This window comes from Rhodococcus sp. WS1 (genome assembly GCF_003797745.1).
GTDB lineage: Bacteria > Actinomycetota > Actinomycetes > Mycobacteriales > Mycobacteriaceae > Rhodococcus_F > Rhodococcus_F erythropolis.
The window spans coordinates 120102-134552 of sequence record NZ_RKLZ01000001.1 but is presented as its reverse complement, the minus strand read 5'-3'; the positions used below and the strand labels follow the sequence as shown (position 1 = coordinate 134552).

The 14451-nt window shown below is 64.0% G+C and carries 17 protein-coding genes and 1 riboswitch; of the genes, 8 read left to right on the top strand and 9 right to left on the bottom strand.

The annotated features are described in order from the left end of the window. Positions 1–45: 45 nt before the first annotated feature. A riboswitch (cobalamin riboswitch) is annotated at positions 46–131 on the bottom strand. Positions 132–205: 74 nt separating this feature from the next. From cobG to EEB12_RS00615, 8 genes are all read left to right on the top strand, one after another. Beyond that, positions 206–1348 carry a precorrin-3B synthase gene (gene cobG / locus EEB12_RS00650; RefSeq protein WP_019748488.1) on the top strand — a complete coding sequence of 381 codons (1143 nt, stop codon included), beginning with the start codon at positions 206–208 and terminating at the stop codon, positions 1346–1348. 19 nt (positions 1349–1367) lie between these two features. Beyond that, positions 1368–1994, top strand: a complete 627-nt coding sequence (locus tag EEB12_RS00645; RefSeq protein WP_007729839.1) for a precorrin-8X methylmutase — start codon at positions 1368–1370, stop codon at positions 1992–1994. Then, on the top strand, positions 1991–3478 hold the full coding sequence (gene cobJ / locus EEB12_RS00640; RefSeq protein ID WP_019748489.1) for a precorrin-3B C(17)-methyltransferase: 1488 nt from the start codon (positions 1991–1993) through the stop codon (positions 3476–3478). The genes EEB12_RS00645 and cobJ overlap by 4 nt, the downstream gene beginning before the upstream one ends. A 26-nt stretch (positions 3479–3504) precedes the next feature. Beyond that, positions 3505–3864: an HNH endonuclease gene (locus EEB12_RS00635; protein ID WP_019748490.1), complete on the top strand. Its 360-nt coding sequence runs from the start codon at positions 3505–3507 to the stop codon at positions 3862–3864. After that, positions 3861–4265, top strand: coding sequence for a hypothetical protein (locus EEB12_RS00630; RefSeq protein ID WP_141487258.1), 405 nt, complete (start codon positions 3861–3863; stop codon positions 4263–4265). Before EEB12_RS00635 ends, EEB12_RS00630 begins: the two co-directional genes overlap by 4 nt. Positions 4266–4488: 223 nt before the next feature. Further along, a complete protein-coding gene (locus tag EEB12_RS00625) occupies positions 4489–5058 on the top strand; it encodes a dihydrofolate reductase family protein (protein ID WP_021333484.1) in 570 nt (189 codons plus the stop codon). 82 nt (positions 5059–5140) lie between these two features. Further along, entirely contained in the window at positions 5141–6172 is a 1032-nt protein-coding gene (locus EEB12_RS00620; RefSeq protein WP_019748494.1) for a helix-turn-helix domain-containing protein, read from the top strand. Then, positions 6162–6920: a nucleotidyl transferase AbiEii/AbiGii toxin family protein gene (locus EEB12_RS00615; RefSeq protein ID WP_029538141.1), complete on the top strand. Its 759-nt coding sequence runs from the start codon at positions 6162–6164 to the stop codon at positions 6918–6920. The genes EEB12_RS00620 and EEB12_RS00615 overlap by 11 nt, the downstream gene beginning before the upstream one ends. A gap of 213 nt (positions 6921–7133) precedes the next feature. On the opposite strand, the gene EEB12_RS00610 is transcribed toward EEB12_RS00615, so the two are convergent. The 9 genes from EEB12_RS00610 to EEB12_RS00570 all read right to left on the bottom strand — a co-directional run bounded on the left by EEB12_RS00610 (position 7134) and on the right by EEB12_RS00570 (position 14427). Next, positions 7134–7916 carry an alpha/beta hydrolase gene (locus EEB12_RS00610; protein ID WP_037134312.1) on the bottom strand — a complete coding sequence of 261 codons (783 nt, stop codon included), beginning with the start codon at positions 7914–7916 and terminating at the stop codon, positions 7134–7136. A gap of 201 nt (positions 7917–8117) precedes the next feature. Continuing rightward, a complete protein-coding gene (locus EEB12_RS00605; protein WP_029538145.1) occupies positions 8118–8633 on the bottom strand; it encodes a DUF1990 domain-containing protein in 516 nt (171 codons plus the stop codon). Next, positions 8633–8992 (bottom strand): VOC family protein, encoded by a 360-nt coding sequence (locus tag EEB12_RS00600; protein ID WP_019748498.1) that lies wholly within the window; start codon positions 8990–8992, stop codon positions 8633–8635. Before EEB12_RS00600 ends, EEB12_RS00605 begins: the two co-directional genes overlap by 1 nt. A gap of 10 nt (positions 8993–9002) precedes the next feature. Beyond that, positions 9003–9644, bottom strand: coding sequence for a ScbR family autoregulator-binding transcription factor (locus tag EEB12_RS00595; RefSeq protein WP_019748499.1), 642 nt, complete (start codon positions 9642–9644; stop codon positions 9003–9005). 159 nt (positions 9645–9803) lie between these two features. Beyond that, positions 9804–10724, bottom strand: a complete 921-nt coding sequence (locus tag EEB12_RS00590) for a HAMP domain-containing protein (RefSeq protein WP_230091155.1) — start codon at positions 10722–10724, stop codon at positions 9804–9806. 145 nt (positions 10725–10869) lie between these two features. Continuing rightward, the gene (locus tag EEB12_RS00585) at positions 10870–11616 is read right to left on the bottom strand and encodes a cobalt-precorrin-6A reductase (protein WP_019748501.1); all 747 of its coding nucleotides are present in this window, start codon (positions 11614–11616) and stop codon (positions 10870–10872) included. Positions 11617–11639: 23 nt separating this feature from the next. Beyond that, the gene (gene cobM / locus EEB12_RS00580) at positions 11640–12389 is read right to left on the bottom strand and encodes a precorrin-4 C(11)-methyltransferase (RefSeq protein WP_019748502.1); all 750 of its coding nucleotides are present in this window, start codon (positions 12387–12389) and stop codon (positions 11640–11642) included. Beyond that, positions 12386–13669, bottom strand: a complete 1284-nt coding sequence (locus EEB12_RS00575; protein ID WP_019748503.1) for a bifunctional cobalt-precorrin-7 (C(5))-methyltransferase/cobalt-precorrin-6B (C(15))-methyltransferase — start codon at positions 13667–13669, stop codon at positions 12386–12388. The genes cobM and EEB12_RS00575 overlap by 4 nt, the downstream gene beginning before the upstream one ends. Beyond that, positions 13666–14427: an SDR family NAD(P)-dependent oxidoreductase gene (locus tag EEB12_RS00570; protein ID WP_019748504.1), complete on the bottom strand. Its 762-nt coding sequence runs from the start codon at positions 14425–14427 to the stop codon at positions 13666–13668. Before EEB12_RS00570 ends, EEB12_RS00575 begins: the two co-directional genes overlap by 4 nt. Between the last annotated feature and the right edge of the window lie 24 nt (positions 14428–14451).

Here is a 14451-nt window from a genome sequence, read left to right as displayed (position 1 = left end):
GTTTCGCGCCCCGTGGCACAGATCTGTCATCGACGGCGGTTGAGGGTCTGACTCGTGTTTCCGAGCGGAAACACGTCCCGCTCGAGCAACACTCACAGTGGCGCGACCGCACCGGACTTTCACCGGTTTCCTCAACTGCCGTCACTGGTGGTGGTGATGCTACCGGTCCGCAGAAGGCACTCATGACAGGTCGTACCCTGGAGCCATGCCCACGGACCGTTCACAGCCAGACGCGTGCCCGGGTGCACTGCAAGTTCACCACGCCGCCGACGGCGCACTGGCACGCGTGCGCCTACCCGGCGGACTCCTCACCCCGGTCCAATTGCAGACGCTCGCCGACGCAGCGCGCGATCTCGGCAACGGGCAGATGGAACTCACCTCGAGGGGCAACGTCCAACTGCGCTCGGTCTCGGATCCCGAAGCCTTCGCAGCGCGAATCGCGTCGGCCGGCCTGCTGCCGTCCGCGACGCACGAGCGAGTGCGCAACATCCTCGCGTCCCCACTGTCCGGCCGTATCGGGGGCGTAGCCGACATTCGTGAGCTGGTCCACCGTCTCGATTCGGCGATCCAAGCGGATCAAGCATTGGCGGATCTGCCAGGGCGAACCCTGTTCACCCTCGACGACGGGCGCGGAGACATCACCGGGCTACGGGGCGATTTCGGACTCCATGCGCGCAGCGCCACCGAGCATTCACTGGTGCTCGCCGGTCACCACACCACTCATCTCGTCCAGGCGGACGACGCCGTCGCATTGCTCCTCGAGGCGGCTCGATCATTCCTCGACGTCCGCGACAAGCACTGGCGCCTGGCCGAGGTTCCGGACGGTATCGAACGCACCCTCGAGCAGCTGGGTCTGAGCGCCGAGTCCACCGGTGCGGCGGACCTCACGCCGGATGCACGGCCCACCATCGGCTGGCTCGAGCAGCGCGACGGGACCGTAGCCCTGGGCGGAGGCTTGCGATTCGGGCTGCTGGACGCTCGGCTGGCCGAGTTCCTGGCCGCCGTCGACAAGCCCGTTGTCGTGACGCCGTGGCGATCGGTGCACATCTTCGACCTCGACGAATGGGCTGCCGAGCAGGTAGTCCGGGTGTTGGCGCCGATGGGGTTGATCTTCGACGAGAACTCACCGTGGCTCGACGTCACCGCCTGCACCGGAAGCCCGGGATGCGAGAAGTCGCTCGCCGATGTGCGCACCGACGCAATCACCGCCGTCGAGCAGGCAGAACTGCCCGTCGTCGGGCGCCAGCACTGGGCCGGGTGCGACCGCAGCTGCGGACGTCCCCGCGGGGACGTAGCGGATGTGATTGCGACGGGTGACGGTTACCGGGTGAATCCGGCCGATCGGTGATGCCTCTATCGTGTGGCACATGATCGAGTACATCCGTGACGGCGCGGAAATCTATCGCCAGTCCTTTGCCACCATTCGGGCCGAAGCCGACCTGAGCCGTTTCCCGGCGGATGTCTCGCAAGCTGTAGTGCGCATGATTCATGCAAGTGGCCAGGTCGATCTCGTCGACGACGTCGCCTTCACACCCGGTGTCGTCTCGGCTGCGCGCGCAGCTCTGCGCGACGGCGCGCCGATCTTCTGCGACGCCCAGATGGTGGCTGCCGGCATCACGCGCAAGCGTCTGCCCGCCGGTAACGACGTCATCTGCACCCTCGGCGATCCGCGGGTTCCCGTGCTGGCGTCGACCATCGACAACACTCGCTCGGCGGCTGCTCTCGAACTGTGGGGAGCCAAGCTCGAGGGCGCTGTTGTCGCGATCGGAAACGCACCCACCGCACTGTTCCATCTCCTGAACCTCATCGAAGCCGGCGCACCCCGTCCGGCCGCCATCGTCGGAGGTCCGGTCGGCTTCATCGGCGCTGCCGAGTCGAAGGAAGCCCTCATCGAACACGCCAGCGGGATCGATCATCTCGTTCTCCGCGGCCGACGCGGCGGCAGCGCGATCACCGCCGCCGTCGTCAATGCGATTGCGAGCGAAGTCGAATGAGTGCAGGCAAGCTCTGGGGTGTCGGTATCGGCCCCGGCGATCCCGAATTGGTGACCGTCAAGGCCGCCCGCGTCATCGGCGAGGCCGATGTGGTTGCGTTCCACTCCGCGAGGCACGGCAAGAGCATCTCCCGCGGAGTTGCAGCGCCGTACATGCGCGAAGGACAGATCGAAGAACACCTCGTCTACCCCGTGACCACCGAGACCGTTGATCATCCCGGCGGATACCAGGGCGCGATGGACGAATTCTACGAAGCGGCTGCCGAACGGCTGGCAGTTCACCTCGCGGCCGGTCGAACCGTTGCCCTGCTCGCGGCCGGCGATCCGCTCTTCTACAGCTCCTACATGCACATGCACAAGAGGCTGGCCGATCGCTTCGACGCCGAAGTGATTCCCGGCGTCACCTCCGTCAGCGCGGCATCTGCTGCACTCGGAAAGCCGCTGGTCGAGGGTGAAGAGATCCTGACGATCCTACCCGGAACATTGCCGCAGGCTGAGCTGACCAGGCGGCTCAAGGAAACCGACGCCGCAGCCATCCTCAAGCTCGGACGCACGTTCCCGCCGGTCCTGCAATCGCTCGAGGATTCCGGCCGCTTGGATGAAGCGCACTACGTCGAGCGCGCGAGCACCACACGTCAACGCGTCGAATCCGCTGCCGAGGTCGACCCGGACGGAGTTCCGTACTTCTCGATCGCCATCGTTCCGAGCCCGTCGAACAACCCTCGACCCGCAGCCGAGTCGCGCGGCGAGGTGGTCGTGGTCGGACTCGGGCCGGGCGACACCGCCTGGACCACACCCGAAGTGGCGCATGAGCTTTCGTTGGCAACCGACCTCGTCGGCTACGGCCCGTACGTCGATCGCGTGCCGACGCGTCCGGGCCAGCGGCGCCATTCCAGCGACAACCGCGTCGAAGCCGAACGCGCCGCGATGGCGTTGGACCTGGCGAAGAACGGCGCCCGTGTAGCTGTCGTCTCGTCGGGAGATCCCGGCGTATTCGCCATGGCTGCAGCAGTTCTCGAAGTTGCCGCCGAAGACCAGTGGCGCGGGGTCCCGGTCCGCATCCTTCCCGGTATGACGGCGGCAAACGCTGTCGCCAGTCGCGTCGGCGCTCCCCTCGGGCACGACTATGCGGTGCTCTCCCTCTCTGATCGCCTCAAGCCGTGGGATGTCGTCGCTCGCCGTATCTCGGCAGTTGCAGCCGCAGACATGGCATTTGCGGTCTACAACCCGGCGTCGAAGTCCCGGACGTGGCAGGTCCAAGCCATGAAAGACCTCGTGCTCGAGCACCGCTCCCCCGAGACTCCTGTTGTCATCGGGCGCGATGTTGCCGGCGCCGAGGAATCAGTTCGCGTCGTGACCCTCGGCGAGCTCGAGCCTTCCGAGATCGACATGCGGACGCTGCTGATCGTCGGCTCGTCGATGACCACGGTCGTCGAAACCGGTTCGGGCCGTCAGGTGTTCACCCCGCGGCGGTACCCGGAGTAACCACCACTCGGCGATAACATGGCGCCATGCCCGTCAACCGGACCCGGAAAGCCAGATACGCGCGCAAACGCAAACGCCGAATGGATCTGGTGGAGCACGACCTGTCCGTCGAGCAGTGGTCCGCGCTCAAAGCGGCCTGGGGTGGCTGCGCGTACTGCGGCGAGCCGGACGAGTCGCCGCAGCGTGACTGTGTGCTGGCGATCTCCCGCGGTGGGCGCTACACGCTCGACAACATCGCACCGGCGTGCCGCTCGTGCAATGCAAGCAAATGCAACAGCGAGGTCACTCTCTGGTTGCGGCGCAAGGGGTATGACGAGAAGGCCTTCCTCCTGCGACACGCGGAGATAGGTATCGAGATGAAGGCGCAGTTCTCGGAGCAGTCGTGACGACCCCGCACGAGTTGCGCCCGATCCTCGACGAGTTGATGGAGTTCGAACCTCTGTTTCACCGAACTCGAGTAGCGATGTCACGAGACGAGTTCGATGCGGTCGTCGACCCGGAGTTCCGGGAGATCGGAGCCTCGGGTGCGCGATACACCCGCGATTACGTGCAATCGGTAGTCGCGAGCCGGCGACTCCGCGGCGAAGTGAACGACGCCGCCGAACTCGGGTGGAGGGTTGACCGGCCGGCGCTGAGCAGGATCGCGCCTGACACGTATCTGGTGACGTACCGGCTGGCGCAGGCGCATCGGGTTACCGAGCGATCATCCATCTGGCGGTTCGCCGAGAATCGATGGAGCGTGTTGTTTCATCAAGGCACAGTCGTCGAATGTGGTCTGGAAGCGTGAACGAATCGACCCACAACCCCACCGTTTCACTATGGGCGGACATCACCTTCACGGTCTTCGTTGTTGCCTGGATCCTCATCACGATAAGCGCGCTCGCCTGGTTGCTGTTCGGTCGACCCCCGCGTGACTCCAGGTCCCGAACCTGATCTACACCGACGGCCCGGCAGTAGTCTGAGTACGGTCCGGTGCTGTCACTCTGCGCATATCAGGGGAGAACAACGAGATGAGACCACTTCGATACTCGATCAACGTCACCCTCGACGGCTGCTGCCATCACGAGGCGGGGCTCCCACCCGACGAGGAGTCGATGCGCTACTGGACCGCCCAGATGGAACGAGCCGACGCCCTTGTATTCGGCCGGGCGACCTACGAGATGATGGAGTCGGCGTGGCGGCGGCCCGCAACGGGCACATGGCCTGACTGGATGGACGAGTGGGAGATCCCGTTCGCCGAGACCATCGACGAGGCGAAGAAGTACGTCGTGTCGAGCACGCTGAGCGGGGTCGATTGGAATGCCGAGCTGGTGCCGGGCGACTTGGGGCCAGCAGTTCAGCGACTCAAGGAGCAGCCCGGCGAAGGCCTGTGGGTTGGCGGAGTGACACTCCCCCTGGCATTGGCAGACCTGGGACTGATCGACGAGTACGAGTTCCTTGTTCAACCGGTCCTCGCCGGACACGGACCGACGTTGCTCGCGGGCCTGCGCGAGCGCATCCAACTCGAGCTCGTCGACCGCCACGAGTTCCAGTCGGGTGCAGTCGCCGTGCGATATCGGCCCGCTCAAGTACCGACATGATGTGAATGCGCGAAGAGCTGCAATCAACCATGTTCGGTGTTCGGTATTGACCGAACACCGAACATGCTGAAACGATACACGCGTGAACAACCAGGCTTCCGCCGTTGAGGCTTTCGTGATCGACGCCTTCGCAGAATTGGGCATCGACGCCCAACCACCAATCCGCGAACCCGGCACCGGCATCGACCTTGTGCTGGACCCAGACGGTCTTGCCGTCCCAATCCAGATGAAGTACCGCTCTCTGGTCACAGACCAGGTTGCCGAACGACTACTCACCGAAAACCAGTCCACGGACACGACATTGTTTGTCGTATCGGACCGCCTCACCGAAACCGCGCGCGCGATCCTCGTCCAGCGACGCTGCGGCTACCTCGATCTCCGCGGACGACTTGCCATACGTACAGGCAGCATGGTCATAGACGCCGAAGTAAAGACGCTCCAGAAACGCCTTGAACGGTCGGAAGCACTCAGCGGCAAGGCCGGCCTCGAGGTCGCAGTTTCAGTGCTCATGCATCCCGAGCGAACTTTCGCGGTGCGTGAGCTCGCGCGGGAGTTGGGTCGTTCCCCCAGCACGGTCTCGGAGATACTGGCTGCCCTGCGCCGCGACGGTTTCGTCGATGCGAGGAATATGCCGACGAGCACCGACCTGTTCTGGCAGGTCGCCGAGCGCTGGCCGAAACCCCGCGTTCACTTAGCTGCGCTCCCGTCTCGGGGCGATGCAACTTTGATGCGACCACTGCGGCTCAATCTCGACACACTCGAGAAGGAACCGGGTTGGGCTTTGACCGACTCTGCGGCGGCCGCTATGTACGGTGCGCCCTTGGCTTTCCGCTCAGACCAAACCCTCGACTTCTTTGTCCCCGACCCTTCGACCCTCCGGCGCGCTACTACCCTGCTGGGAACTTCAGCCTCTGCGATGCAGGCGAAGGCCACGTTGCGGGTCGCGCCTGTACCCGCAGCCGTGAATCACCGCGTCAATTTCGACTCCAACGCGCTCGAATGGCCACTCACACATCCGTTGTTCGTCGCACTCGATCTCGCCCAAGACGCCGGACGCGGCCGGGAGATCTTGGACGCATGGACACCCGACGTCCGGTGGACCCGTGTCTGGTAGCCGAGTTACCTTTGCCGGTGATGCGATGGCCGCCGTAGTTCAGGGTGTTATCGAGGTCCGCTCACTGCTCGGGGGGCCGCCTGTCATCGTAGGCGGACTCGCCGTATTGTCGCGGTTGTCGAATCCCCACCGAGCCACGGTCGACCTCGATCTTGTGGATCGACTTCTCGGCGATATCCCCCAACTCGAAGTCCTGCGTTCTGCCAACGGCGCTGAGCCTGTCGAGCCGGCAGCCGTCTTACTGCCCACGCCGTACGGATCAGTGAAGGTCGACGTGCTCGAAGTCCGTCAGATCGAGATCGACCACCCCAGCGACGATCCTGGCGATCGTCTCCACGCTTCAGCGCACGCGTGGGCCAACGACACCGCCAGCGACATGACCATCGCGGTGATCCGGGCCCACGGCAATCTTGTCGAGGTCACCACCCCAGTTGCCGAGCCGGGCCCACTTATCGCGATGAAACTTCAGGCGGTGATGAATCGTTCCGGAGACAAACAAGGCACTGACCTTCTCGACATCGTGCACCTCGCGCTCGACGCAGCCACCCGCCCCGCGGCGATGGCGCAAATCAGCTCCGTCGATATTGCCGTTGCCCGCGACATCGCCCTTCACGTCAATCTGTGGTTCAAGGAGAGACGAGAGCAATCTCTCCAGCGGATCCGAGCAGCGGGCGACCGAGATATCGCCGCCGACGACTTCGATCTGGTCGCCGAATTGCTAACTGACGCAACAGATCATCAACGCTGACCACAAACGGGCTATGTCGGACGCGGGAACCGGCCCGGGTGACATTAGTGAAAAACTCCCGTCAGTACGGTGTCGACGTGTTCGACGATCTGCTCACCGACTGGGCCTGTGTCCTCCCCGTTGTGAGCGCGTCGCGGAGTCCGGGCGGTCACGCCATAATGGTCGACTTCGTATCGGCGTCCGACACAGGCCGGACGCCGATACGTGTTCACGTCAGCTCACAGGAGCGCCACCGCTCCCGCCGAGGTGGCGGGCGAAGAACCGAGCCGAACTGTCGCGCTCGTAGTCGGGCACCGGATAGTGCCTGCCCGAGTAGGCGTGCAGCGTCTTCTCCTTCGAGCCGAAGGCATCGAACAACGCCACCCCTGACGTGCGGTCGTAATCCTTGTCGTCCCAAGGGATCCGGTACTCGACCGGGACCGTGAGCTTTCGCGCTGCCTCGATGAGGGAGTCGTCCACAAAAACTCCCCCGAAGCTCACGGCAGCGATCCTGGATTCGACCGGGGCCAACATCAGCCCGGTCACGACCCCTAGCGACACGCCGCCGAAGCCGATCGGAGCGTCGGCGTCGACGTCGGGCAGTGTTTGCAGAGCGTCGATGGTCGCCTGCCATTCCGGCACTGCACGCTCCGCCAACGATCGGTTGTACTCGACGACGATCGGGGCGATCGGCTCGTGGGCCGCCCTAGCCTGGTGGATCGCCTCGACCCACTGTTCGTCCTGTGTGTTCCGCGGCCGGTCGCCGTGTCCGGGCGCGTCGATCGCGGCGACTGTGAACCCGTGGGAGCTCACGCTGTGGAGCGCACTGGCAACCAGTCCTGGTGCCTTCTTGTGCATGCCGCCGGAGTGCCCGGACAGCAGAAGGGGTGATTCGACAGATCCGGACGCGGGTGACCAGAGCACACCGGTGATGTCGTCCAGAATGAAATGGCGTTCGACGACACCGTTCAACGTCGTCTCGGAAGTGAATTCGATGGTCTGAGAATTGGATTGCATGGTGTTACCTTTCGGGATTGCCTACTCGAGGCGCTCCCGGCGACACCTACGTCAATCGCCGATCCGTGAACACGAGTGGGAGCACCCACATGGTTACAGCGTTCATGGGTCTCACCTCCTGGCGTGTTGTCACGGTCTCGCACAAGCTATCAACCCGAACCGAAGCTCGTCCAATCATTTTTCCAGCGCGCCCGACAGCGGTCAGACCCGCGATCGGTCGACGCTCGCGCGGACGGCACGGATGTAGCGGCGCGTCACAAACGCCTGAACTCGACGTCCGATCGGAGCGCCGAGACGCACCCACCACGTTCCAGGCTTGGAGAATGCGACGATCTCGATACGAACCGCTTGGCTGGTCTCGTCGAACTGGACGACAAACAACTCCTCCCCGCATTCGGGGTGGCCTGCGCGGGTTCCGTACGCGAAGCCCTTGCGATTGGGGTCGTCGACGACATAGACGATCCGAACCGGGATAGTCACCGGACCGAGTCCGAAAGTCGCATCCTGACCTGCCACCGCGGTCGGGGCTGCCGTACGGACGGTCAGACCGGCTCCGCGGTGCATTCCCCATTCCAGGACGGTACGAGCTGCGACCTCGAAATCTTCACGTCCGGATCCGACGGTCGCGCTCTCGTGAACGTGGTGATAGCCAGCGGGGAGAACGCCTGCCGTCGCGCCCACCTCGAGGTACGTCAGTCCGCCCGGGCCGGACACCATCACTGCTCGCGTCGGTGGCTGAGGATGTTGATCACGTGACCGTCGGGGTCGGCAGCGAAGAACCTGCGCACACCCCACGGCTCCTCGGTGACGGGGTAGACGATCGTGTCGCCGCGCTGCACCGCGGCCTCGTACGCTGCGTCGAGATCGTCCACCTCGACGGAGACGTCCGGCACGACGGGGGCATGAGCGTCGTGCGTCATGACGCTGATCTGCAAGGACGGATCCGTCGGCGAAGCCAACGTCACGATCCACCCGTGATCCATGACAACTTCGAGGCCCAGCACTTCGGTGTAGAAGCGCTGCGCGGCCTCGAGTGAACTACTCGACAGATCCGAAACTATCCGCGTGACGGCCATGTCCCGCAGGCTACGCCGCCGCCGGAGTCCACCGCGACTTGACGAGGCGCTCGATGTCACCGGAAAGTTCGTCGCTGACGATTCCCGGAAGCAGGATCTGCCACATCTCGTCGACACGATCCGGAAGGTCCGAGCGTCGGGTGAGAACGTTCGAAACCAGCTGTACCCCGGTGAATGCCGAGGGCATGAACCTGCCGAACGATTCTGCGCTGACCGATTTTCGGATTTCACCTTCCGCCTGAGCTCTGGCGGTGAGATCCGTGATTGCCGAGATCCATTCGGCGTACGGTTCCACCGGCCCCTCGTACGTGCTCAGTTCCAGCGTCAGGCGAATGCCCGCGCGAACGATCGGCTCGTCGACAATCTGACGTGCCATTTCGTGCGTGAGCATGATCATCTGTTCCAACGGGTCCTTGCCCGTCGCGGAAATCGCCTGCACCGATTCGATCGAGAGCCGATGCTGTTCGGCAATGATGAATTGCGCGAGCTCGTCCTTCGACGCGAAATGGAAGTACAACGCGCCCTTGGTAGTACCGGCCCCCGAGACTATGTCGGCCATGCTGGTGCTGCCGTAACCAGTCTTCTCGAACTGCGCGGCCGCGCCGGCAACGATTTGCTGCCGAGTCAGCTCGGCGCGTGCTTGCTTGACCACTGAATCCCTCTCGTCCTCCAAAGGCCCCCGCCCAGCAAACCCCACGGTTCGCGCCACACTCCAGCTATACCCAAAAACTTCACAATTGCCCCACATTACCAGCGCTCCTTCCATTGCTTCAATTACGAATGCAACAAAGGCGCTGGTCAGACGTCCGATTTAGAGGGAATCTCCTCTCCCCAACGTGCTTTCGTCAACCCGCGCACGGTCCACCAAGTCTCCGACTAGGAGCGTCAACTCCATCATCTGGTCCGTGATTTCCTCACGCAACTGCGTTGCATCTGCCTCGGAAATCGCGCCGGACTTGGTATCGAAAGACATCAACAACTCGATATTGGTGCGAAGTGCAGTCAACGGAGCCAGAAGGTCCTGGCCCGCTTCGGTGATCAGACTTCTCTGGCGCGCCCGCGATTCCGACAACGTCCCGAGCATCCGATTGAAACTGACTGTCAACGACGCCAACTCGTCGTCGCCGGTCACCGGAATCGGCGCAAGATCGTCCGTTTCGGCAACCCGCCGCGTTGCCGCAGTGAGTCGCGCAATTGGTCGTAATCCTGTGCGTGCCACAGCATCTCCGGCCGCATAGGCGAGTGCGATGCCGGCCGCCCCGAGTGCCGCCAACACCACTGCGAGTCGCTTGAGGACCGAACGGGTCGGCCCCAAGGATTGGGCGACAACCAAAGTTTGGCCCGCAACCGAGGGCTCGACAAGAATTCGATACGCATCGACGGTTGCGATCGTCTGCGACGAATTGCCGTCTGCGATCGACCTGATGGCGTCTGCGCTGGTGCTGAACGGCGGCAGACCGGGAGTCGCCGTCACCAAGGCGCCGTCGGCAGTGAGAAGCCCCACCGCCTGGATGACCGCTGTATCCGCGCCGGCCGTCAATCCCAGAACCGGTGTGACACCGCCGAAATTGACGGTGTCGGTGATCGCGTCACTCGTGCGCTCGAGTTGTCGATCGACGTTGCCTTGCAAATACGCGTTGAACACGATGTACACCGCCGACGCCGACACGATCACCGCGATCGCCACCAGCCCTGCAGTCAGCAATTTTACTCGCGCATGGAGCGTCCGCACGTGAATTCCCGATGGTTTTCGACGGCTCATTCCGGGAACCGACACTCTCATGCGCGGTCCCGCAGTGCGGCGTCGAAAGATCCCAACATCCCTCCAGTATGGTCGCGGAACCTTAGACGAACCTGAAGCGAACGCGATGTCGGCCTCACAGCGCCGTTCCACTACCGAAAGCCGTGAGCCAGTCCACCGCCCCGGCTTCGGTGTCGAATGCCGGGGCGGTCGCCGGGATCGGTGATCGTTCGACGACGATCACCGGGATCGACAATTTCCTGGCGGCGGCGATCTTTGCGTACGTCTGCTCGCCGCCGCTGTTCTTGGTGATCACGACGTCGATGCCGTGAGTTCTCATCAGATCGACTTCCGCTTCGACGTCGAATGGGCCACGTGCGAGCAGCAATTGCGAGTGAGGTGGCAATGTCCCTGAAGGCGGATCGATGGAACGCACGAGAAACGAGACGTCCTTCACACGGTCGAACGCCGAAACTCCTTGCCTCCCGATCGTCAGAAAAGCGCGTGAGCCGACCGTCGGCACCAATTCTGCGGCGTGATCGAGATTGCGTACCGGAAGCCAGGTGTCGCCGGGTTGCTCGCGCCACGGGGGGCGTCGATACATGGCGTACGGAACGGAATTCGCGAGGCACGCGTCGAATGCATTTTTGGTGATGCGAGCGGCAAACGGATGCGTGGCGTCCAGCACTGCACGAATATCGTTGGCCGACAACCACTCCGAGAGCCCTTCGGCTCCCCCGAACCCACCGATGCGCACTTCCCCCTCCGGCCATCGAGGATCACGAACCCGGCCGGCCAGCGATGTGACAACTTCGAGGTCGGCTGAATCGGCCAACCGAGAAGCGATCACTCGACCTTCACCCGTGCCGCCGAGCAGGAGCACGCGACGACGAGTACCCGTCGGGGTCAGTGTGTGCTTCTCTCACGCGCCGCCGAGTAGAGATAGCTGTCTGGGAATCCTTCAGCAGTCAACACTCGGCCCACGATCACAACGGCCGTCTTCGTGATGCCGGCTGCATGAACAAGTTCGACGATCGTCTTCAAAGTGCCTCGAACAACGATCTCCTCGGGCCGCGAGGCGAAGGCGACGACCGCCACAGGGCAGTCCTCGCCGTAATTGTCGGCCAACTCGGATGCGATCTGTTCGATGCGATGAGCGCCGAGGTGAACCACCATCGTTGCGCCGCTGCGGCCCAGGGACCGCAGATCCTCGCCCTCCGGCATTGCCGTCGACAAGGTGGAGACTCGGGTGAGAACAATGGTCTGCGAGACGCCTGGAACGGTCAGCTCACGCCTCAGCGCTGCGGCGGCCGCGGTAAATGCAGGAACACCGGGAATCATGTCGAAATCGACACCCGCGGCGTCCAGGCGACGAGCCTGCTCGGCTACCGCGCTGAAGATCGACGGATCACCGGAATGCAGACGCGCGACGTCCAGCCCGGCCGAATGCGCTTCGACAAGGATCGCGGTGATCTCGTCCAGGCTCAGGCGAGCGGTGTCCACGACCTGCGCCCCGACCGGGCACCACTCGAGCAACTCCGCTGGGACAAGGCTGCCGGCGTACAAGCACACAGGGCTCGCAGCGATGATGCGTTGCGCGCGGACAGTGATCAGATCTGCCGCACCGGGACCCGCACCGATGAAATGAACGGTCATTGTGTGGATTCCTCCGGCGTATCTGTGCCTGCGCCTGCAGACGGCTGACTTTTTGTGACGGACCATTGGACCACCGGAAGTTGCGGTCGCCAAACGTTGAACGCGCCCAAAGGCTCGGCGCGCTGCACCTGAAAGCGTCGCAGCGTCCCACCCTGGCGACTCATCCAGCCGAGCAGCAACGATTCGGACTCGGCGGTCACGGCGTTGGCAACCAGACGCCCGCCCACGCTCAACTGCTCCCAGCACGCTTCGAGCATTCCCGGTTGCGTGACGCCGCCGCCGACGAACACCGCATCGGGACGCCGAACCTCTTCCGCAAACGCCTCGGGCGCGGTCCCTTTCACTGCCAACGCAGGCACGCCGAGATTGAGTGCATTGGCACCGATCTGCGATACCCGGCTCGCCACCTTCTCGAATGCTGTTGCAGTGCAACGCGGGTGGGTTCTCATCCACTCGATGGCGACGGTTCCCGACCCTCCGCCGACGTCCCAGAGGTGTTCTCCCGGCGCCGGTGCGAGTGCACACAACGTCAATGCGCGGATCTCCTGCTTGGTCATCTGACCGTCGCCGACAAACGCGGCATCCGGTAGACCCGGGATTCGAGTCAGCCGCAACGGATGATCGACCGAGATGCACTCGACGGCCAGAACGTTCAACGCGTCCACGTCCTCGTCCGCGTGATCCCACTCGTCTGCCACCGTGACGGTCCGCGATTCCTCGGCCCCGCCCAGCTGGGCCAGCACGGTCACGATCGATCGTCCGAAGCCCGCGGCGGACAACAGACGAGCCACCTCCCCCGGTGTCGAGCGCCCGTTGCTCAGAACCAACAGGCGCGCGCCATCGACCACTGCCGCCAAGACGGTCGCCGAGTCTCGGTTCACCAGACTCACGACGTCGACCTCGGCCGATGCCCATCCCATTCGCGCGCTCGCCAACGCCACCGACGACGGGTGCGAGATCACTCGCACGTTGTCCGCGCCGAGCAGCCGGACCAACGTGACGCCGAGGCCGTGGAACATCGGGTCACCGCTGGCGAGCACACATACTTTGCGGTCCGCGTTCTCGGCGAACATCGACGGCAACGCCGGAATCATCGGAGACGGCCAGGTGAGCCTGGTGGGCGCACGCCGTGCCCCGAGATGTGCCGCCGGGACCAAGTCCAGCTGGCGCGGCGACCCCATCAGGACCTCCGCACCGAGGATTGCACCCTGCGCGCTCTCGGACAGCCCTTCCCAGCCGTCGGCGCCGATGCCGACGATCACCACCGGGTGTGCGGTCATCGCGGCATCCGGCGCCAGATCGTCTGAGGCAGAAGCCGCATGACGAAGAACACCGGCTGCAGAATTCGCGGAACCCACACCCGAGTCGCCCCGGAGTTCAGTCCCCGTACGACGGCGTCGGCGACCTGCGACGGAGTGCTCGACATCGGGGCAGGCGACATTCCCTCGGTCATCTTGCCGATGACGAACCCTGGCCGTACCAGCATCAACTGCACGCCCGAACCGTGCAGCGCGTCGCCCAGACCGCTGGCAAAACCGTCCAAGCCGGCCTTTGCACTCCCGTAGACGTAGTTGGCGCGGCGAACCCGAACGCCGGCGACGGACGAGAACACCACGATCTTTCCGGTTCCCTGTCGGCGCATGATCTCCGCGAGGTGCGTGAGGATGCTGATCTGAGCCACGTAGTCGGTGTGCACCACCGCGACCGCATGCGCCGCGTCGGTTTCGGCACGCGCCTGATCGCCGAGAATTCCGAAGGCCAGCACTGCAACCGAAACCCGACCGTGCTCGGCGACTACGGCGCCCAGGAGGTCTCCGTGCGTGTCGACGGCGTCGGCGTCGAACTCGACGGTGGAGACGCCGACCGCTCCGGCGTTCCTGAGCATCTGCTCCTGCTCCGACAGCTCGCCGCTGCGTCTGGCAGCCAGAACGATGTTGCGGCCCGGCGCGAGCCTGACCGCGATCTCGAGGCCGATCTCACTTCGTCCGCCGAGGAGCAGTACCGTCTCGATGTCATTCACGTTCGCACCCGCAGTCACCGCTCCAGTGTCCTGGATTACCGT